This is a genomic window from Pseudomonas sp. NPDC090233, assembly GCF_044772285.1.
GTDB lineage: Bacteria > Pseudomonadota > Gammaproteobacteria > Pseudomonadales > Pseudomonadaceae > Aquipseudomonas.
In genome coordinates this window covers 351,268-370,299 of the sequence record NZ_JBIVYQ010000007.1, presented here as the reverse complement: position 1 = coordinate 370,299, position 19,032 = coordinate 351,268, and the positions used below count along the sequence as shown (strand labels likewise).

14 protein-coding genes are annotated in these 19,032 nt (G+C 62.0%); 12 read left to right on the top strand and 2 right to left on the bottom strand.

The window, feature by feature from the left end:
• Window positions 1-205 precede the first annotated feature (205 nt).
• The gene (gene argF / locus ACIQUF_RS21430) at window positions 206-1,126 is read left to right on the top strand and encodes an ornithine carbamoyltransferase (RefSeq protein WP_403135161.1); all 921 of its coding nucleotides are present in this window, start codon (window positions 206-208) and stop codon (window positions 1,124-1,126) included.
• A complete protein-coding gene (locus ACIQUF_RS21425; RefSeq protein WP_403135159.1) occupies window positions 1,123-2,232 on the top strand; it encodes an ABC transporter ATP-binding protein in 1,110 nt (369 codons plus the stop codon). Before argF ends, ACIQUF_RS21425 begins: the two co-directional genes overlap by 4 nt.
• 39 nt (window positions 2,233-2,271) lie before the next feature.
• On the opposite strand, the gene ybaK is transcribed toward ACIQUF_RS21425, so the two are convergent.
• Entirely contained in the window at window positions 2,272-2,742 is a 471-nt protein-coding gene (gene ybaK / locus ACIQUF_RS21420) for a Cys-tRNA(Pro) deacylase (protein ID WP_403135156.1), read from the bottom strand.
• 301 nt (window positions 2,743-3,043) lie between these two features.
• Between ybaK and ACIQUF_RS21415 the strand changes: the two genes are divergently transcribed.
• The 4 genes from ACIQUF_RS21415 (at window position 3,044) to glpD (ending at window position 8,007) form a co-directional block, all read left to right on the top strand.
• Complete coding sequence (locus ACIQUF_RS21415) at window positions 3,044-3,895, top strand: MIP/aquaporin family protein (protein ID WP_403135154.1); 852 nt, start codon at window positions 3,044-3,046, stop codon at window positions 3,893-3,895.
• A 41-nt stretch (window positions 3,896-3,936) separates the two neighbouring features.
• Window positions 3,937-5,436: a glycerol kinase GlpK gene (glpK, locus tag ACIQUF_RS21410; protein ID WP_403135152.1), complete on the top strand. Its 1,500-nt coding sequence runs from the start codon at window positions 3,937-3,939 to the stop codon at window positions 5,434-5,436.
• Window positions 5,437-5,537: 101 nt separating this feature from the next.
• Window positions 5,538-6,293 carry a DNA-binding transcriptional repressor GlpR gene (glpR, locus tag ACIQUF_RS21405; RefSeq protein WP_403135149.1) on the top strand — a complete coding sequence of 252 codons (756 nt, stop codon included), beginning with the start codon at window positions 5,538-5,540 and terminating at the stop codon, window positions 6,291-6,293.
• A gap of 175 nt (window positions 6,294-6,468) precedes the next feature.
• Window positions 6,469-8,007, top strand: coding sequence for a glycerol-3-phosphate dehydrogenase (gene glpD, locus ACIQUF_RS21400; RefSeq protein ID WP_403135147.1), 1,539 nt, complete (start codon window positions 6,469-6,471; stop codon window positions 8,005-8,007).
• Window positions 8,008-8,053: 46 nt separating this feature from the next.
• Here glpD and ACIQUF_RS21395 read toward each other — a convergent pair whose 3' ends face one another.
• Window positions 8,054-12,169 carry an NEL-type E3 ubiquitin ligase domain-containing protein gene (locus ACIQUF_RS21395; RefSeq protein ID WP_403135144.1) on the bottom strand — a complete coding sequence of 1,372 codons (4,116 nt, stop codon included), beginning with the start codon at window positions 12,167-12,169 and terminating at the stop codon, window positions 8,054-8,056.
• Between the two features lie 326 nt (window positions 12,170-12,495).
• On the opposite strand from ACIQUF_RS21395, the gene ACIQUF_RS21390 reads away from it, so the two are divergent.
• The 6 genes from ACIQUF_RS21390 (at window position 12,496) to ACIQUF_RS21365 (ending at window position 19,004) form a co-directional block, all read left to right on the top strand.
• Window positions 12,496-13,413 (top strand): glutamate/aspartate ABC transporter substrate-binding protein, encoded by a 918-nt coding sequence (locus ACIQUF_RS21390; protein WP_400800410.1) that lies wholly within the window; start codon window positions 12,496-12,498, stop codon window positions 13,411-13,413.
• A gap of 142 nt (window positions 13,414-13,555) precedes the next feature.
• A complete protein-coding gene (locus ACIQUF_RS21385; RefSeq protein ID WP_012051388.1) occupies window positions 13,556-14,302 on the top strand; it encodes an amino acid ABC transporter permease in 747 nt (248 codons plus the stop codon).
• Window positions 14,303-14,974: an amino acid ABC transporter permease gene (locus ACIQUF_RS21380; protein WP_403135138.1), complete on the top strand. Its 672-nt coding sequence runs from the start codon at window positions 14,303-14,305 to the stop codon at window positions 14,972-14,974.
• The gene (locus tag ACIQUF_RS21375) at window positions 14,971-15,705 is read left to right on the top strand and encodes an amino acid ABC transporter ATP-binding protein (protein ID WP_403135135.1); all 735 of its coding nucleotides are present in this window, start codon (window positions 14,971-14,973) and stop codon (window positions 15,703-15,705) included. The genes ACIQUF_RS21380 and ACIQUF_RS21375 overlap by 4 nt, the downstream gene beginning before the upstream one ends.
• Before the next feature lie 69 nt (window positions 15,706-15,774).
• Complete coding sequence (locus tag ACIQUF_RS21370; protein WP_403135134.1) at window positions 15,775-17,679, top strand: ATP-binding protein; 1,905 nt, start codon at window positions 15,775-15,777, stop codon at window positions 17,677-17,679.
• Window positions 17,676-19,004, top strand: a complete 1,329-nt coding sequence (locus ACIQUF_RS21365) for a sigma-54-dependent transcriptional regulator (RefSeq protein WP_403135131.1) — start codon at window positions 17,676-17,678, stop codon at window positions 19,002-19,004. The genes ACIQUF_RS21370 and ACIQUF_RS21365 overlap by 4 nt, the downstream gene beginning before the upstream one ends.
• Window positions 19,005-19,032: the final 28 nt, after the last annotated feature.

Below are 19,032 nucleotides of genomic sequence, written 5' to 3'. Positions count from 1 at the left end.
TAAAAAACAGCACAGGTTCAACGGGTAAAGACACCCTTTGCAACAGAGCCGCTGTTTCCCCTCTTGGTTTCAGGCGACATTTAATTATAGTATTGCGCCTTTCCCTATTTCGTCCGCCCCGTGCGGCTTACGCCGCAGGTCACTCCCGTTGTCAAAAAAAACCATACGGTCGACCTGCATACCGTTGCAGATAAGGTAGTCAATCATGAGCGCTAGGCACTTTCTCTCCCTGCTGGATTTCACCACCGACGAATTGCTCGGGGTGATCCGCCGAGGCATCGAGCTGAAGGACCTGCGCAAGCGCGGCGTGCTGTTCGAACCGCTGAAAAACCGTGTACTGGGGATGATCTTCGAAAAATCCTCGACCCGTACCCGCGTGTCGTTCGAAGCCGGCATGATCCAGCTCGGTGGCCAGGCGATCTTCCTGTCCCCACGCGACACCCAACTGGGCCGTGGCGAGCCGATCAGCGACAGCGCCATCGTGCTGTCGAGCATGGTCGATGCGGTGATGATCCGCACCCACGCCCACAGCACCCTCACTGAATTCGCCGCCCATTCGCGCGTGCCACTGATCAACGGCTTGTCCGACGAATCGCACCCGTGCCAGTTGCTGGCCGACATGCAGACGTTCCAGGAGCACCGCGGTTCGATCCAGGGCAAGACCGTGGCCTGGGTCGGCGATGGCTTCAACATGTGCAACTCGTACATCGAAGCCGCCAAACAGTTCGACTTCCAGCTGCGCATCGCCTGCCCGGAGGGCTACGACCCGGATCCACGCTTCATGGCGCTGGGCGGTGACCGCGTGCAGATCGTCCGTGACCCGCGTGAAGCCGTGCGCGGTGCGCACCTGGTGACCACCGATGTCTGGACTTCCATGGGGCAAGAGGAGGAAACTGCACGGCGCCTGGCGCACTTTGCGCCATACCAGGTCACCCGCGCACTGCTCGACCTGGCGGCACCCGACGCCCTGTTCATGCACTGCCTGCCCGCCCACCGCGGCGAGGAAATCAGCCATGACCTGCTCGACGACCCCCGTTCGGTCGCCTGGGACCAGGCTGAAAACCGCTTGCATGCACAGAAGGCCCTTCTCGAATTCCTTGTCGAACCGGCTTACCACCACGCATGAGTCAACCCCTACTGCTCAACCTGCGCGACCTCGCTTGCGGCTACGGCGACCAGCGCATCGTCCAGAATCTCAACCTGCACCTGAACGCAGGCGACATCGGTTGCCTGCTGGGTTCCTCGGGTTGCGGCAAGACCACCACCCTGCGCGCCATTGCCGGCTTCGAGCCGGTGCACGCAGGTGAAATCCAGCTGGCCGGCGAGGTCATTTCCCGCGCCGGTTTCACCTTGTCGCCGGAGAAACGCCGGATCGGCATGGTGTTCCAGGACTACGCACTGTTCCCGCATTTGACCGTGGCGCAAAACATCGCCTTCGGCATCGCCAAGCACCCGAAACAGGCGCAGGTGGTCGAAGAGATGCTCGAACTGGTCAAGCTCGGCGGCCTGGGTGGGCGTTACCCGCACGAGCTGTCCGGTGGCCAGCAGCAGCGTGTCGCCCTGGCCCGGGCGCTGGCCCCGGAGCCGCAATTGCTGCTGCTCGACGAGCCGTTCTCCAACCTCGATGTGGAGCTGCGTCGGCGCCTTAGCCATGAGGTGCGCGACATTCTCAAAAGCCGGGGCACCAGCGCGATCCTGGTTACCCATGACCAGGAAGAGGCCTTCGCGGTCAGCGACCATGTTGGCGTGTTCAAGGAAGGCCGGTTGGAGCAGTGGGATACCCCCTACAACCTCTACCATGAGCCGCAAACGCCGTTCGTCGCCAGCTTCATTGGCCAGGGCTACTTCATTCGTGGCCAGATGAGCAGCCACGAAGCGGTCAATACCGAACTTGGCGAACTGCGCGGTAACCGTGCCTATATCATGGCGCCGGGCAGCTCGGTTGACGTGCTGCTGCGCCCAGACGACATCGTGCATGCGCCAGACAGCACGCTGAGGGCCAATATCGTCGGCAAGAGCTTCCTGGGTGCTTCGACCCTTTATCGTCTGCAACTGCCAACCGGCAGCCAACTGGAGGCGATCTTCCCCAGCCACATCGATCATCAGGTGGGCGAAGACGTCGGGATTGCCGTCAAGGCTGACCACCTGGTGCTGTTCCCGGTGCCTGGCAGTGTCGCGGCGCAACTGCCACGGCAGGAGAACGGGGTTCGCCGCTACAGCTCGGCGACCTGATTCCTGAAACATGGGGTCGCTTTGCGGCCCCATATCATCTCAGCCCCTACCGATCCCGGCAAACGTCCCTTGGGTATGTTGAGCCAGCACCGCCGCCGCCAATTCCACTTCCAATCCACGCCGCCCGGCGCTGACGTGGATAGTTGCAAATTGTTGCGCAGAATCGTCGATGAAGGTGCGTAGGCGCTTCTTCTGCCCCAACGGACTGATCCCACCGACCAGATATCCCGTGGCCCGTTGCGCCGCCGCTGGGTCGGCCATTTCGCATTTTTTCACACCCGCGGCATGGGCCAGCGCCTTGAGGTCCAGCGTCCCGACCACGGGCACGACCGCGACCAACAGCTCCCCTTTCTCGCTGCTCGCCAGCAAGGTCTTGAACACTTGCTGCGGATCGAGCCCGAGCTTTTCCGCTGCCTCCAGCCCGTAGGACGCCGATTTGGGGTCATGTTCATAACTGTGCACACGGTGCTCGGCGCGGGCTTTTTTCAACAGGTCGAGGGCGGGGGTCATGCAGTGCTCCGGTCTGGTACAGATCGGCGGCTACTTTAGGACAATTCCCACATCCCAGCCAGTTCGCTTCCAACGCGCCTCTCTAACTCGCGGATTCAAGGGTGTAAAGGCCGTGCAATTCGTGACCGACCGTTCACTTTCGACCTTTGACATAAGCGTTTCTTGTCTATATTTTTTCGTTTCTGAATAAACGGTGCACTTTTAAGGTGCATTCCTATACATGCCCGAGGCCAATGGGGATAGGCACCGGGCTTTGCTGTCGAGCGCCAAGCGCCTCACAACAAAAAGAACGAGGTCATACATGACGACTGCTCTACGCGAACCCACATTGTCCAGCCAATGCCTGGCCGAGTTTCTCGGCACAGCGCTGTTGATCTTCTTCGGTACCGGTTGTGTCGCCGCCCTCAAGGTCGCGGGCGCCAGCTTCGGCCTTTGGGAAATCAGCATCATCTGGGGTGTCGGCGTGAGCATGGCGATCTACCTCACCGCCGGTATTTCCGGCGCGCACCTGAACCCGGCCGTGAGCATCGCGCTGACCCTGTTCGCCGGTTTCGACAAGCGCAAACTGCCGTTCTACATGCTGGCCCAGGTATGCGGTGCATTCTGCGGCGCGGCGCTGGTTTACACCCTGTACAGCAACCTGTTCTTCGATTTCGAACAGGCCCACGCCATGCTGCGTGGCAGTCCCGAGAGTCTGGAACTGGCCTCGGTGTTCTCCACCTACCCGCACCCTTCCCTTTCCACTGGCCAGGCCTTCCTGGTCGAAGTGGTGATCACCGCCATCCTCATGGCGGTGATCATGGCCCTGACCGACGACAACAACGGCCTGCCACGCGGCGCCATGGCACCCTTATTGATTGGCTTGCTGATTGCCGTGATCGGCAGCGCCATGGGCCCCCTGACCGGCTTCGCGATGAACCCGGCCCGCGATTTCGGGCCAAAACTGATGACTTTCCTGGCCGGCTGGGGCGAAGTCGCCTTCACTGGCGGTCGGGACATTCCCTATTTCCTGGTTCCGGTGTTCGCACCGATACTCGGCGCTTGCCTGGGTGCCGCCACCTATCGCGGCCTGATTGCCCGCAACCTGCCGACAGCGCAAAGCGCGAACCCTGAGACAAACGACATTCGCCAGGGCGATACTCAAGCCAACTGATGCTGGCGCCCTGACTTCCTCTTTTTGCAAGGCCTACGACCATGACAGACACCCAGGATAAGAACTACATCATCGCCCTGGACCAGGGCACCACCAGCTCGCGCGCCATCATTTTCGACCGCGACGCCAATGTGGTCGGCACCTCCCAGCGCGAGTTCGCCCAGCACTATCCGCAAGCCGGCTGGGTCGAGCACGACCCGATGGAAATCTTCGCCACGCAGAGCGCGACCATGGTCGAGGCCCTGGCACAGGCTGGTATCAGCCATGCCCAGGTGGCCGCCATCGGCATCACCAACCAGCGCGAAACCACTGTGGTATGGGATAAGGAAACGGGTCGCCCGGTGTATAACGCTGTCGTCTGGCAGTGCCGGCGCAGTACCGAGATCTGCGCGCAACTCAAGCGTGACGGCCATGAAGACTACATCCGCGAAACCACTGGCCTGGTAACCGACCCTTACTTCTCCGGCACCAAGCTCAAGTGGATTCTCGACAACGTCGAAGGTGCCCGCGAACGTGCCGAACGTGGCGAGCTGCTGTTCGGCACCGTCGATACCTGGCTTATCTGGAAGTTCTCCGGCGGCAAGGTGCATGTCACCGACTACACCAACGCCTCGCGCACGCTGATGTTCAACATCCACAGCCTGCAGTGGGATGACAAGCTGCTGGAAATCCTCGGCATCCCGCGACAGATGCTGCCCGAAGTACGCCCATCGTCGGAAGTGTATGGTCATACCAAGAGCGGCATCGCCATCGCCGGTATCGCTGGTGACCAGCAATCGGCACTATTCGGCCAGATGTGCGTAGAGCCGGGCCAGGCCAAGAACACTTATGGCACCGGCTGCTTCCTGCTGATGAACACCGGCGACAAAGCGGTGAAGTCCTCCCACGGGCTGCTCACCACCATCGCCTGCGGCCCGCGCGGCGAAGTGGCCTATGCGCTGGAAGGCGCGGTGTTCAACGGCGGCTCCACCGTTCAGTGGCTGCGCGACGAGCTGAAGATCGTCAACGACGCCCTGGACACCGAGTATTTCGCCAGCAAGGTCAAGGACAGCAACGGCGTGTATCTGGTGCCGGCCTTCACCGGCCTGGGTGCCCCGTACTGGGACCCGTATGCGCGGGGCGCGCTGTTTGGCCTGACTCGTGGGGTGAAGGTCGACCACATCATCCGCGCCGCGTTGGAGTCAATCGCTTACCAGACCCGCGACGTGCTCGACGCCATGCAGCAGGACTGCGGCGAGCGCCTCTCGGAATTGCGTGTGGATGGCGGCGCAGTGGCCAACAACTTCCTCATGCAGTTCCAGGCCGACATCCTCGGCACCTGCGTGGAGCGCCCGAAAATGCGCGAAACCACTGCCCTCGGTGCCGCCTACCTGGCGGGCCTGGCCTGTGGTTTCTGGGGCAGCCTGGACGAGTTGCGGGACAAGGCGATCATCGAACGCGAGTTCAGCCCTCAACTGGACGACACCCAGAAAGAGAAACTGTATGCCGGCTGGAAAAAAGCCGTCGACCGCACCCGTGACTGGGAAGATCACGAGGCGTAACACAGGTTGGGGCCGCCAGGCGGCCCCAATGGTCCACTGGCCGTCATCCCTTTCCTACGGCATCATTGCAGAATTTGTCCGGCTGCCCCCAAGGACCGCCCATGAATCTGCCTCCACGCCAACAACAAATCCTCGAACTGGTGCGCGAACGCGGCTACGTCAGTATCGAAGAAATGGCACAGTTGTTCATTGTCACGCCTCAAACCATCCGGCGCGACATCAACCTGCTTGCCGAGCTCAACCTGCTGCGCCGCTACCATGGCGGTGCGGCTTATGATTCGAGCATCGAAAACACCGCCTATGCGATGCGCGCCGACCAGATGCGCGATGAGAAGCAGCGCATTGCCGAAGCCGTGGCCCGGCAGATTCCCGACCATGCCTCGCTGTTCATCAACATCGGCACGACCACCGAATCGATCGCCCGGGCATTGCTCAACCACAGCCAGCTGAAAGTCATCACCAATAACCTGCACGTGGCTGCGATCCTGGCGGCCAAGGACGATTTCGAGGTGCTGGTGGCCGGCGGCACGGTACGTCGCGATGGAGGTGTGGTGGGCCAGGCCAGCGTCGACTTCATCAGCCAGTTCAAGGTCGACTACGCCCTGGTCGGTATCAGCGGCATCGATGAAGACGGCAGCCTGCTGGACTTCGACTACCAGGAAGTCCGGGTTTCGCAGGCGATCATCGCCAACGCCCGGCAAGTCATTCTCGCTGCCGACTCCAGCAAGTTCGGGCGCAATGCCATGGTGCGCATGGGCTCCATCAGCCTGGTCGACTGCCTGGTGACCGACCAGACGCCTACGCCTGGCCTCACGCAACTGCTCAACCAGTACAAGATCCGTCTGGACGTGGTCTGAGCCGCAAGTGGGTCGCTGCAGCGACCCATTCATTTTCATAAATGTTCATTTTGTTGTCATCTGATCAGTTTTTTCTATAAAGACTGACTGGCGATGGCGCTTCTGTTGCGCTAGTATTTTCGGAAACGAACATTAATGTTCACTTTCGATGTGAACAACCCAGGAGGCCTTGCCCGTGTCCCAGCCCGTTTCGTCCCAGCCCCCACTTGCCGACTGCTACGACCTCGCCGTGATCGGTGGCGGCATCAATGGCGTGGGCATCGCTGCCGATGCGGCGGGGCGTGGCCTGAACGTCTTCCTTTGCGAGAAGGACGACCTGGCACAACACACCTCTTCCGCCAGCAGCAAGCTGATCCACGGCGGCCTGCGTTACCTGGAACACTACGAGTTCCGCCTGGTGCGTGAAGCACTGGCCGAGCGTGAGGTGCTGCTGGCCAAGGCCCCGCACATCGTCAAGCCGATGCGCTTTGTCTTGCCGCATCGCCCTCACCTGCGCCCGGCCTGGATGATTCGCGCCGGCCTGTTCCTCTACGATCACCTGGGCAAGCGCAAGCGCCTGGGCGCCTCGCGCAGCCTGCGTTTTGGCCCGGGCTACCCGCTCAAGCCAGCCATCACCCGCGGTTTCGAATATGCCGATTGCGCTGTCGATGACGCACGCCTGGTGGTACTCAACGCCATGGCCGCACGTGAAAACGGTGCGCACATTCATACGCGTACTCGCTGCCTGCGCGCTGAGCGTGTCGATGGCCTGTGGCAGGTCGACCTGCAACTGGCTGACGGCAGCCTGCGCAGTATCCGTGCCCGTGCCCTGGTCAACGCTGCGGGCCCTTGGGTCGCCAGCTTCATCAAAGACGACCTCAAGCTCGACGCGCCGTATGGCATTCGTTTGATCCAGGGCAGCCACATCATCGTGCCGCGACTGTACGAAGGTGAACATGCCTACATTCTGCAGAACGAAGACCAGCGCATCGTGTTCTGCATCCCCTACCTGGATCGCTTCACGCTGATTGGCACCACCGACCGTGAGTACAGCGGTGACCCAGCCAAGGTGGCTATCACCGACCAGGAAACCGACTACCTGCTGAACGTGGTCAACCAACACTTCAATCAGCCGCTGAGCCGCGCGGACATCTTGCATACCTATTCCGGCGTCCGTCCGCTGTGCAACGATGAGTCGGACAACCCCTCGGCGGTTACCCGCGATTACACCCTGGCGCTGTCTGCCGAAGCGGGCCAGGCGCCCTTACTCTCGGTGTTCGGTGGCAAACTCACCACGTACCGCAAACTGGCCGAGTCGGCCATGGCGGAACTCAAACCGTTCTTTACCCAGATGCGTGGAAGCTGGACCGCCGATGCACCGTTGCCGGGCGGCGAAAACATGACCACCGGCCTGGCGCTGGCCGACGCCATCCTCGCCCGCCACGGCTGGCTGGCGGCGGATATCGCCAGGCGTTGGGCGCATACCTACGGTAGCCGTGCCTGGCAACTGCTCGATGGCGTTGAAGGGCCTCAGGATCTGGGCCAACCGATTGGCGGTGGTCTGTTCAGCCATGAAGTGAATTACCTCTGCCGGGAAGAGTGGGCTGTCGACGCTGACGACATTCTCTGGCGCCGGACCAAGCTGGGCTTGTTCATCAGCGTTGATGAACGCAAGGTCCTGGAGGACTACCTTCAGCACATGAAACGCGTAACGGCACGCAGCTGCGCCGCCTGAACCGCAGTGCCCTGCCGCCATTGAAAAATGGCGACAGGGCGAGCGCTCAAGGATGTAACCGTCGATGAAGCTCGCGTGCCAGGGGGAGCAACAGTGCTTGCTGAGCTGCTTCGAATTCGGCGCTGAGCGCGGTACTTTGTGTTCTCAGGGTTTCTTCATTGATCCGCTCTGCAGCAGCATCCTCACTGAGCTGGTCGAGCCGTTTGTAGAACGGCTCATTGACTTCATCGAACCGTCCCGGCGCGATCCGAAGCGCCTCTCGCTTCCAGAAGGGGCGCTCGCTCAGAGAAACCATCAACGCCTCATCGGTCTCGGCTGCCAGCACCTGCGCCCTGGCGCTTTGCAGGTCGCCACGCGTCACATGGGCGTGAACGGCGTAGTGCATCTTTCGCGTGAGTACTGGCAACTCCAGCTCGCGCGCGAGATTGACCCGGAAGAACAGCATCACTTCGACCGGGTCCACGATGTGCCGCCCACGCTGCAGGAGTAATTGCTCGTGTTCGCGGGCCAACTGATCCACCTGATCCAGGCGCCAGAGCCCGCGGCCATGATTCCAGATCGCCCGGTCAAGTCGGTCCCTGGGCACTTGATCCAGGGGGCGCTCTGCGGCCAGGCTTACCTCTATCTGATCGAGAATCAGCAATAACTGATCCGCACAGGTGCGAGGACCGGAGGCCTCCTCGAACAAGCGTGCACGCATGCTTTGATGTTGCTCACAATATTCGAGAATGTCCCAGATGCGTCTTCGGTAATGGATAGGCGATTTCTTGAAGTCCCCCTGCGCAGCGAAGTCTGCCAGAAACTGGAACAACCCGTGGGAGCCGGGCTCCTCACGTAAACGTTGCCAGGTCTGGACTCGTTGCGGGGTCGATTCCTGCCCCATCCAGATGTCTCGTAACTGCGTACCGACCGGCTGGTGACGATACGCCACACTGCCACGCTGACCAGCCTCCACACCGCCAGCAGCCTCATCCAGCAAGGCCGCACTGGCCGGGTCCAATGGATTATCGTGCAGTGACAGGGTGGCAATACGCCCACGCAGGGATGCCAGATCCTCACGTACCTGGCGGATCTGATTGCCCCGAAGATCCAATACGGCCCATTCCGGTAATCGCGAGGGGAGCTCACGCAAACCGGTCGCCCTGAGGCTGACATGGGTGAGATTGATCAACCGTGACAGGTCTGGCGCTTGGCCCAATGGATTGTGGCTCAGGTTCAGCATCCGCAGGCCCCGCAGCGCCGCCAGGCGCTGGTTACCTGCATTGTTGAGCTCGATCTGGTTATGCGCCAGGCGCAATTGCCTCAGTTGGGTCAAACGCTCGACCCCCTGAGGTATCCATGCCAGCCGGTTACCGGTGAGGTCCAACTCCACGAGGTTGGGGAAGCGTGACAAGAAATCACTGTCGATATCGGTCAGCTCCATGTCACGCAGTGCCAGCCGCACGACATGGCCGTAGCTGATGCCCTGGGGTAAGGTGGGCAAACTGCCGACGCGCTCCCCCTCGACGAACAGCACATACTCGCCGCCCTCGTTGGTGATCTTTCGTCGCCAGCTTCGGCGAAACTCATTGGCCACTCGCTGCCGACGCAAGGCATCACGTGGATGAAGCCAGCTGCCCCGCCAGTCGTCCAGAGCACTGCGCAGATGGCCCAGCTGATCTCGCAGCTCAGCATAATGCTGCCAAAGCTCGACGCGTCGATTCATCCTGTCCAGCAGATAGGCCTGCATCTGTTCATCGTCGAGGGTGGGGAAAATCTGATGAATGCCGCGCCGGATTGCTTGCCTGCTGCTCTCAGGCCTGCCACTCAAGGGGTACCCGAGGCGGCCGTCGCCGAAACGACGAGGGGGGCGCCAACCTCGACCTATCGGCACCAGGCCGATCAGGTCGGCCGCTTGGCCGCGATCCAACCGCGCAAGCCGGGCAAGCCGCTCGCCCAGCGCCTGCTCATCCAGCGCAGCACTGGCCAGGGTCAGCAGCTGCGGCGCGCTCATGCACTGCATGAAGCTACCTAACAGTGTGCCGGCGTCACCTCCCCCAGCCTGCACGGCGTAGCCAGCCGGCTGACGCACGATCAGCGCGACGTCACCAGCCTGCGCCGCGCCCCAGGAAGCGCGCAGCTCACCCGACTGGCTGCCTTCGCGCACTTCGATGCGCATGGCCTCGGGCCAGGGTGCCAGTTTTTCGATCAGGCCAAGGGCAAGCTGCTCGGTATCGGCGTTGGCTGCCCGATCCAGGCGTAACCCTGCACAGGCCCGGTCGATGCGGCTTTCGCGCAGCTGCCAACGCACGCGCTCCATCACGCTCAGGGGAATGCGCCGGGTGTCCATCAGCCTTTGCTGCTCGGTACTGGAGGTCTGCTCCAGCACCTCGCGAGCGCCCCGTTGAGACAGCATCGGGAATTGGCGCATCAGCAAGGCTTCTTCGCTGAGCGGCACCGCCCAGCGCTCGCGCAACATGGCGTCCAGGGCAGCGCCACGCAGTTCGGGCTGTTGCTCGTGGGCCTGATGCAGCGCATGGGCGTCGACCAACCTGGAAGGCGCTTGCGCCTCTTCGGCAAGCAAGCGGCGCAAGGTGTCCGGCTGCAACCCTGTCGTTTCCATCAGCTGTGCAGCGGTCGTGTCACTCACATCGGCCAAGCTTGCACCGAAGCGGCGAATGAGCAGGCCGTCGCCTTCGGCATATTGTGGTTGAATGCTCGCGCGGGTGAGCCGAACGGCACCGGATGGGAGGCGCACGGGGGTCAGTTCATCCACCGCCGCGAAACGCTCGAATACCTGGATCCCCGCCGAGCTGGCTTTGGCGATCAAGGCATTGACCAGCACCGTCTGCGCCACGTTGAACACATGCTCCAGTGCTTGCTTGCGGTCGCCGATCTTCCAGCTTTCATACCCCTGGTAAACCTCATCGGCAACCTGCACCGCTGTCACCGCCAGCAAGACTTCACCCAACACCGGTACGAACAGGGCAGCAAGCCCGAGCAAGCCATAACCCAGCTCCGTGTATGCTTCCAGACGCTGGTGTCGGTCCTCTGCGTCCTCATCTCCCGTGGGTACCGCGAGGACGCGCGCATCGTCGAACATCTTTTCGATCTGCAGGGCGCGCAGGTGCGGGCGCAACGGCGTGGCGATCGCTAGATTGCGCCCATCGAGTTCCACCTGCGAGGCAGGGTTGGCGACCTGCTCAAGCAAGGCCTGCGCAAAACCAACCCGATCACGCTCAGTGAGGAACCGGTAGAAGAATTTCCGGTAATCCGCGTCACGCAGGCGTTGGCCCAGTGCGCTATACAGCGCCTGCCAGGAGGTAAAATGCGACACTGCCTGCTGCGGATCTCCCGGAACCCAGGCGATCACCCCTTGCACAGCTGCCTCGGCGTCGGCGCGTACCTCCAGCGTCACGACGCCACGGATACATTTGCCCAACAAGTACAGCTGGCGGGCATCGATCTGCCCCGGCAGCGCAGGCACCCGCGATTTACCGGGGAACAGTGGCAATAGCCGCAAGAAGGTCTGCTCGTCGAGGATGCCTTTGAGCGCGGCGATACGCATCGCCACTTCAAAGTGCGCTTGCTGGCTATCTTCGAACAGCTGCTCCACCGCTCGGGCTGACTGGCCCGGAGCGTGCCCCGGTGGGTCGAGCGGCCGCAGACGCGATTCGAGCAATGCCTGATACTGCCTGCCCACGTCCACGCTGCGGCATAGGCCGGCGAAAGCATTGAAACCCATCGGTATCTTGCTGCCATTGGCATGGCGCAGCTCCCCTTTGAGCAACATCGAAGGCCGTGTTTCGCTCACATGGAAGTTGTGCAGCGCCGCGGCGAGCAACCTGCGCGATGTTCTGCGCTCGATCTCGCGCCTTGGCAAGTTGGGTGCGGCAGTGGGTGCCTGGACCCGCTGGAAGAGATGCAAGGTGCCACGGCGCAGGTCGACCCCTGCGACGCCACGCTGAGCCAGCGCCGCGTGCAACAACGGCTCGGCAAAATCGTGCGGCGCCGGAATGGCATCGATGAGCGCCCCCAGGCGACGCGATGCCTCTTCTTGTCTGACCAGCGCCGCGTGCAGGGCAATCAGGCGTTCGGACTTGTCACCAGCGACGAGCCAGGGGGGTAACTGTTGTGCAATGAAAGTGTCGATAGAATCGGGATCGAATGCAGCCGAGGTCATGGGTAGGCTCCGTGGAATGTTGCCCCATCACACCTTGCTGCACGCTGGGCGTGGCATTACTTAGATCTTGTAGCCCTGTCACACTCATTCGGTTTTCCGAACATAAATCAGATGTTCGTTCGGATACTCGTTCGCCATTTACTTGCGCGATTCTTGAAAAACCCTTGAACCTCTCGGTTTTCGGGCCGTTATCATGAAATGGAGGGCTTGGCACGACTCATGCTCTACACTTGGTAGCCGAATGCTCTCGCTTCTTGCGGTATTCGTTGAACGAAAGAGTCCGCCAACGGCTCCATAAAAAAAACAAACACGTCGAGGAAAATTTGATGCGTATCGTTCGTCAATTGCTGGGCGCCGCCATCGCGGCCGCGGTCATCGCTTCGCCCGCCATGGCCGAAGAACTGACCGGCACCCTGAAGAAGATCAAGGACTCGGGCACCATCACCCTGGGGCACCGCGACTCCTCCATTCCGTTTTCCTACCTGGCTGGCAAGCCGGAGCCCGTGGGCTACTCCCACGACATCCAGCTGGCCGTGGTCGAAGCCCTGAAGAAGCAACTGGGTACTGACATCAAGGTCAAGTACAACCTGGTCACCTCCCAGACCCGCATCCCGCTGGTGCAAAACGGCACCGTTGACCTCGAGTGCGGCTCCACCACCAACAACGTCGAGCGCCAGCAGCAAGTCGGCTTCTCTGTTGGCATCTTCGAAGTCGGCACGCGCCTGCTGACCAAGGTCAAGGATGGTCAGCCGTCCTACAAAGATTTTCCGGACCTGGCCGGCAAGAACGTAGTGACCACCGCCGGTACCACTTCCGAGCGCATCCTCAAGGCGATGAACGCCGACAAGCAGATGAAGATGAACGTGATTTCCGCCAAGGACCACGGTGAAGCCTTCAACATGCTCGAAAGCGGCCGCGCCGTGGCCTTCATGATGGACGACGCCCTGCTGGCCGGTGAAATGGCCAAGGCGCGCAAGCCGTCCGACTGGGTCATCACCGGCACCCCACAGTCGTACGAGATTTACGGCTGCATGGTGCGCAAGGAAGATGCCGCGTTCAAGAAAGCGGTCGACGAGGCCATCGTCGGCTACTTCAAGTCGGGCGAAGTCAACAAGAGCTACGACAAGTGGTTCATGCAGCCAATCCCGCCAAAAGGCCTGAACCTGCAGTTCCAGATGAGCGATGAGCTGAAAAAACTGATCGCCGAGCCGACCGACAAGGCCGCGGACGAGAAGAAGTCCTGATCCTCAGATAGTGGCCTGGTGCGCAAGCACACGAATCAATTCTGCAGGCTACTCATTAGTGTCTAACCTTTCATCCGAGGGCGCCAAGCGCCCCCGGATGCTCGAAGGTGCCCGTGAAACAACCGTCTGAGGGGAAATCCCGATGAATTACAACTGGGACTGGGGCGTGTTCTTCAAGTCCACCGGCGTGGGCAGCGAAACCTATCTGGACTGGTACATCACCGGCCTGGGCTGGACCATCGCCATCGCCATCACCGCCTGGATCATCGCGCTGTTGCTGGGGTCTGTCCTCGGCGTCATGCGTACCGTGCCCAACCGCTTGGTATCGGGTATCGCCACGGCTTACGTGGAGCTGTTCCGCAACGTGCCGCTGCTGGTGCAGCTGTTCATCTGGTATTTCCTGGTACCAGACCTGCTGCCCGAAGGCCTGCAGGAATGGTTCAAGCAAGACCTCAACCCGACTACGTCGGCCTTGATCAGCGTGGTCATCTGCCTAGGCCTGTTCACCGCCGCACGGGTTTGCGAACAGGTGCGTACCGGTATCCAGGCGCTGCCCAAGGGCCAGGAAGCCGCTGCCCGCGCTATGGGTTTCAGCCTGCCGCAGATCTATAACAACGTGCTGCTGCCGCAGGCGTACCGGATCATCATTCCGCCGCTCACCTCCGAGTTCCTCAACGTCTTCAAGAACTCTTCGGTGGCCTCGCTGATCGGCCTGATGGAACTGCTCGCGCAGACCAAACAGACCGCCGAGTTTTCCGCCAACCTGTTCGAGGCATTTACCCTGGCCACCCTGATCTACTTCACCCTGAACATGGGCCTGATGCTGCTCATGCGCATGGTCGAGAAGAAGGTCGCCGTACCTGGCCTGATTTCCGTGGGGGGCAAGTAAATGGAAATGGATTTCAGCGAAATCATCCCAGCCCTGCCCGCCCTCTGGGAAGGCATGGTCATGACCCTCAAGCTGATGGTCATGGGCGTGGTTGGCGGTATCGCGCTGGGCACCATCCTGGCCCTGATGCGCCTGTCGTCGAGCAAGCTGCTGTCGCGGGTGGCTGGCGCGTACGTCAACTACTTCCGCTCGATCCCGCTGCTGCTGGTGATCACCTGGTTCTATCTGGCGGTACCATTCGTGCTGCGCTGGATCACCGGCGAGGACACCCCGGTGGGTGCCTTCACCTCCTGCGTGGTCGCCTTCATGATGTTCGAGGCCGCGTACTTCTGTGAAATCGTGCGTGCCGGCGTGCAGTCGATCTCCAAAGGCCAGATGGGCGCCGCGCAAGCGCTGGGCATGAACTACGCGCAGACCATGCGATTGATCATCCTGCCCCAGGCGTTCCGCAAGATGACCCCGCTGCTGCTGCAGCAGAGCATCATCCTGTTCCAGGACACCTCGCTGGTGTACACCGTGGGCCTGGTCGACTTCCTCAACTCGGCACGCTCCAACGGCGACATCATCGGGCGCTCCCATGAGTTCCTGATCTTCGCCGGGGTCGTCTACTTCCTCATCAGCTTCTCCGCTTCGTGGCTGGTCAAGCGCCTGCAAAAAAGGATCACCGTATGATTTCCATCAAGAACGTCAACAAGTGGTACGGCGACTTCCAGGTACTGACCGACTGCAGCACCGAGGTCAAGAAAGGCGAAGTGGTGGTGGTCTGCGGCCCGTCGGGCTCGGGTAAATCCACGTTGATCAAGTGCGTCAACGCGCTGGAGCCGTTCCAGAAGGGCGACATCGTGGTCGATGGCACCTCCATCGCCGACCCGAAGACCAACCTGCCGAAGCTGCGTTCACGCGTGGGCATGGTGTTCCAGCACTTCGAACTGTTCCCGCACCTGACCATCACCGAGAACCTGACCATCGCCCAGCGCAAGGTCCTCGGTCGCAGCGAGGCGGAAGCCACCAAGAAGGGCCTGGCCCTGCTCGATCGCGTTGGCCTCAGTTCCCACGCCAAGAAACACCCCGGCCAGCTCTCCGGTGGCCAGCAGCAACGTGTGGCGATTGCCCGCGCGCTGGCCATGGACCCGATCGTCATGCTGTTCGACGAGCCGACCTCGGCACTGGACCCGGAAATGGTCAGCGAAGTACTGGACGTGATGGTGCAACTGGCCCACGAAGGCATGACCATGATGTGCGTGACCCACGAGATGGGCTTCGCGCGCAAGGTCGCCAACCGGGTCATCTTCATGGACAAGGGCAGCATCATCGAGGACTGCACCAAGGAAGAGTTCTTCGGTGACCAAGGTGCCCGCGACCAACGCACCCAGCACTTCCTCAGCAAGATCCTGCAACACTAAGTCGGCCACTGTTTCCGCTGCCCCGGGATCCTCCGGGCAGCGGATGCTGGTCGTGACAAGGCCACTGTGATGAAATGCGACCCCTCGCTCCTTCTCCCTGCCAAGCCTGCCGTGAAATCCCGCCTGATCCGCCAATTGCTGTTGCCGCCCCTGATCATCCTGCTGATGGTCGGCTTGGGGATGGCTGGCTACCTGATCAGCGAAAGCAACGGCATCCGCACCCTCAGCGAAAACGGCGAGCGCGCGCTTGAGCTGCACGCGCGCACGGTCGAGAGCGAAATCAGCAAGTACACCTACTTGCCCAGCCTGCTGGAGCTGGAAGACAGCGTCTCGCAGCTGCTGACCGACCCTGACGGCGGCCCCCGCCAGGCCGTCAACGAATACCTCGAAGGCCTCAACCGCCGTAGCCGCAGCCGGGCGATTTTCGTCCTCGATACCAATGGCCGGGTACAGGCCACCAGCAACTGGCGCGATGCCGATTCGTTCCTCGGTGAGGACCTGTCGTTCCGTGCCTATTTCCAGACCGCCGTGCGCGGTGAGCCGGGCCGGTTCTACGGCATCGGCAGCACCACGGGCGAAGCGGGCTACTACCTGGCCCACGGCCTTGAAGAACACGGCAAGATCATTGGCGTGGCGGTGATCAAGGTGCGTCTCGACACCCTGGAGGAGCGCTGGCAACGCGCCCGCCTGGAAGCCTTCGTCAGCGATGAAAATGGCATCATCATCCTGTCCAGCGACCCGGCGCGGCGGCTGAAATCGGTGCGTCCGTTGACCCCGCAGATCAAGGAACGCCTGGCGCGCAGCCTGCAATATTACTGGTGGCCGCTCAACGAGCTGCAGCCGCTGGCCCGCGAGACGTTAGCCGATGGCGTAGAGAAACTGACCTTCCCGGCCAACAGCGAAACCGCCCACGGCAAACCCCACGAGGTGGCGTACCTCGCGCAAACCCGGCGCCTGGTCGATACCCCCTGGCATTTCACCCTGCTCACCCCTTTGCAAGACCTGCGCCGCGAATCGATGGTGCAAGGCATCCTGGTCGGCGTGGCGTTCGCCCTGCTGGCGATTCTCGCCATCGCCTGGAACGAGCGGCGCAAGGTAATCGCCACCCGCCTGGCCGCCCGCGAGGCGCTGGAAGAAGCCAACAGCCAGCTGGAGCGGCGCATCGCCGACCGCACCGCCGACCTGCGCGCCAGCAACGAACGCCTCAAAGGCCAGATCCGCGAGCGCCGCCACGCCGAGCAGACCTTGCGTCATGCCCAGGACGAACTGGTGCAGGCGGGCAAGCTGGCGGCCATCGGGCAGATGTCCACCAGCATTGCCCACGAACTCAACCAGCCGCTGGCGGCGCTGCGCACCTTGTCCGGCAACACCGTGCGCTTCCTCGAACGCGGCGCCCTGGAAACCGCCAGCACCAACCTGCGCACCATGAACGACCTGATCGACCGCATGGGCCGCATCACCGCCAGCCTGCGCTCGTTCGCCCGGCGTGGCGACGACAGTGGTCAGGCTTCGCTGGCCAAGGCCGTGGAGGCCAGCTTGCAGGTGCTGGCCAACCGCATCAGCGGTTGCCACCTGAAGCTGCACAGCCAGTTCGATGACCAGCAGCTGGCCATCGACCAGACCCGCCTTGAGCAGATTCTGGTTAACCTGATCGGCAACGCCCTCGACGCCATGTCCACCGTGCCACTGCCTGAACTGTGGCTGGAGGGCGAGTTGCAAGGCGACAAGTATCGCCTGCGAGTGCGCGACAATGGCCACGGCATCGATGCCGAGGCGCGCAAGCATCTGTTCGAACCTTTCTTCACCACAAAACCGGGCGAGCACGGCCTGGGCCTGGGCCTTACCCTGTCGGCGAGCCTTGCCGCCGCTGCCAAGGGCAGCCTCAACGTCGAGCACCCGGTCAGCGGCGGGACGGCCTTCGTCCTCGCCCTGCCGCTGGTCTCCCCTCCCAACGAATCGGCAGAGCTCCCATGAACCAAGCGCCACTTACTGTCCTGATCGTCGAAGACGACCCGCATGTGCTGCTCGGCTGCCAACAGGCGCTGGCCCTGGAAGACATTGCCTGCGAAGGTGTGGGCAGCGCCGAGCAGGCCCTGGAACGCATCGGCGATGATTTCGCCGGCATCGTCGTCAGCGACATCCGCCTCCCAGGCATTGATGGCCTGGAACTGCTCAACCGCCTCAAGGCACGTGATCGCAGCCTGCCGGTGGTGCTGATCACCGGCCATGGCGATATCGACATGGCGGTCGGTGCCATGCGCAACGGCGCCTACGACTTCATGGAGAAGCCTTTTTCGCCGGAACGCCTGGTCGACGTGGTGCGCCGCGCCCTGGAACAGCGCGGGCTGTCGCGTGAGGTGGTGGCCCTGCGCCGCCAATTGGTCGAGCAGAGCAGCCTGGAGGGCCGCATCATTGGCCGCTCGCCCGCGATGGAACACTTGCGGGAACTGATCGCCAACGTTGCCGACACTTCGGCCAACGTGCTGATCGAAGGCGAGACCGGTACCGGCAAAGAACTGGTTGCCCGATGCCTGCACGACTTCAGCCGACGCCAGGGCCAGCCCTTCGTCGCGCTGAACTGCGGCGGCCTGCCGGAAAACCTCTTCGAAAGCGAGATCTTCGGCCACGAAGCCAACGCCTTCACCGGCGCGGGCAAGCGCCGCATCGGCAAGATCGAACACGCCAATGGCGGCACGCTGTTCCTCGACGAAGTCGAGAGCATGCCGATCAACCTGCAGATCAAACTGCTGCGGGTACTGCAGGAGCGCACCTTGGAGCGTCTGGGCTCGAACCAGAGCATTGCGGTCGATTGCCGGGTGATTGCCGCAACCAAGGCCGACCTCGATGCCCTCGGCCAGACCGGACACTTCCGCAGCGACCTGTATTACCGCCTGAACGTGGTGACTCTGGAATTGCCGCCGCTGCGCGAGCGCCGCGAAGACATCCTGCAGCTGTTCGAACATTTTCTGCAGCAGTCGGCGCTGCGCTTCGACCGCGAGACACCGACGCTGGACAGCCAGACCTTGTCGCGCCTGATGGCCCACGACTGGCCCGGAAACGTGCGTGAGTTGCGCAACGTGGCCGAGCGCTATGCCCTGGGTTTGCCAGCCTTCAAGAAAGGCCCGAGCGGTGGCGCCAGCCAGGGCCTGGGCTTCGCCGAGGCGGTTGAAGCCTTCGAGCGCAACCTGCTCAGCGACGCCCTGCAACGTACCGGCGGCAACCTCAGCCAGGCCAGCCAGGAGCTGGGCATGGCCAAGACCACGCTGTTCGACAAGGTCAAGAAGTACGGGCTTGGCTGAGATCCCCGTGGGAGCGGCTTCAGCCGCG

Coding starts and splice junctions, on each gene's coding strand:
- ACIQUF_RS21415 (WP_403135154.1), top strand. CDS start 3,044: ATGACGACTGCTCTACGCGAACCCACATTGTCCAGCCAATGCCTGGCC.
- ACIQUF_RS21385 (WP_012051388.1), top strand. CDS start 13,556: ATGAATTACAACTGGGACTGGGGCGTGTTCTTCAAGTCCACCGGCGTG.
- glpK (WP_403135152.1), top strand. CDS start 3,937: ATGACAGACACCCAGGATAAGAACTACATCATCGCCCTGGACCAGGGC.
- ACIQUF_RS21390 (WP_400800410.1), top strand. CDS start 12,496: ATGCGTATCGTTCGTCAATTGCTGGGCGCCGCCATCGCGGCCGCGGTC.
- ACIQUF_RS21380 (WP_403135138.1), top strand. CDS start 14,303: ATGGAAATGGATTTCAGCGAAATCATCCCAGCCCTGCCCGCCCTCTGG.
- glpR (WP_403135149.1), top strand. CDS start 5,538: ATGAATCTGCCTCCACGCCAACAACAAATCCTCGAACTGGTGCGCGAA.
- ACIQUF_RS21395 (WP_403135144.1), bottom strand. CDS start 12,169: ATGACCTCGGCTGCATTCGATCCCGATTCTATCGACACTTTCATTGCA.
- ACIQUF_RS21365 (WP_403135131.1), top strand. CDS start 17,676: ATGAACCAAGCGCCACTTACTGTCCTGATCGTCGAAGACGACCCGCAT.
- ACIQUF_RS21425 (WP_403135159.1), top strand. CDS start 1,123: ATGAGTCAACCCCTACTGCTCAACCTGCGCGACCTCGCTTGCGGCTAC.
- ACIQUF_RS21375 (WP_403135135.1), top strand. CDS start 14,971: ATGATTTCCATCAAGAACGTCAACAAGTGGTACGGCGACTTCCAGGTA.
- ACIQUF_RS21370 (WP_403135134.1), top strand. CDS start 15,775: ATGAAATGCGACCCCTCGCTCCTTCTCCCTGCCAAGCCTGCCGTGAAA.
- ybaK (WP_403135156.1), bottom strand. CDS start 2,742: ATGACCCCCGCCCTCGACCTGTTGAAAAAAGCCCGCGCCGAGCACCGT.
- argF (WP_403135161.1), top strand. CDS start 206: ATGAGCGCTAGGCACTTTCTCTCCCTGCTGGATTTCACCACCGACGAA.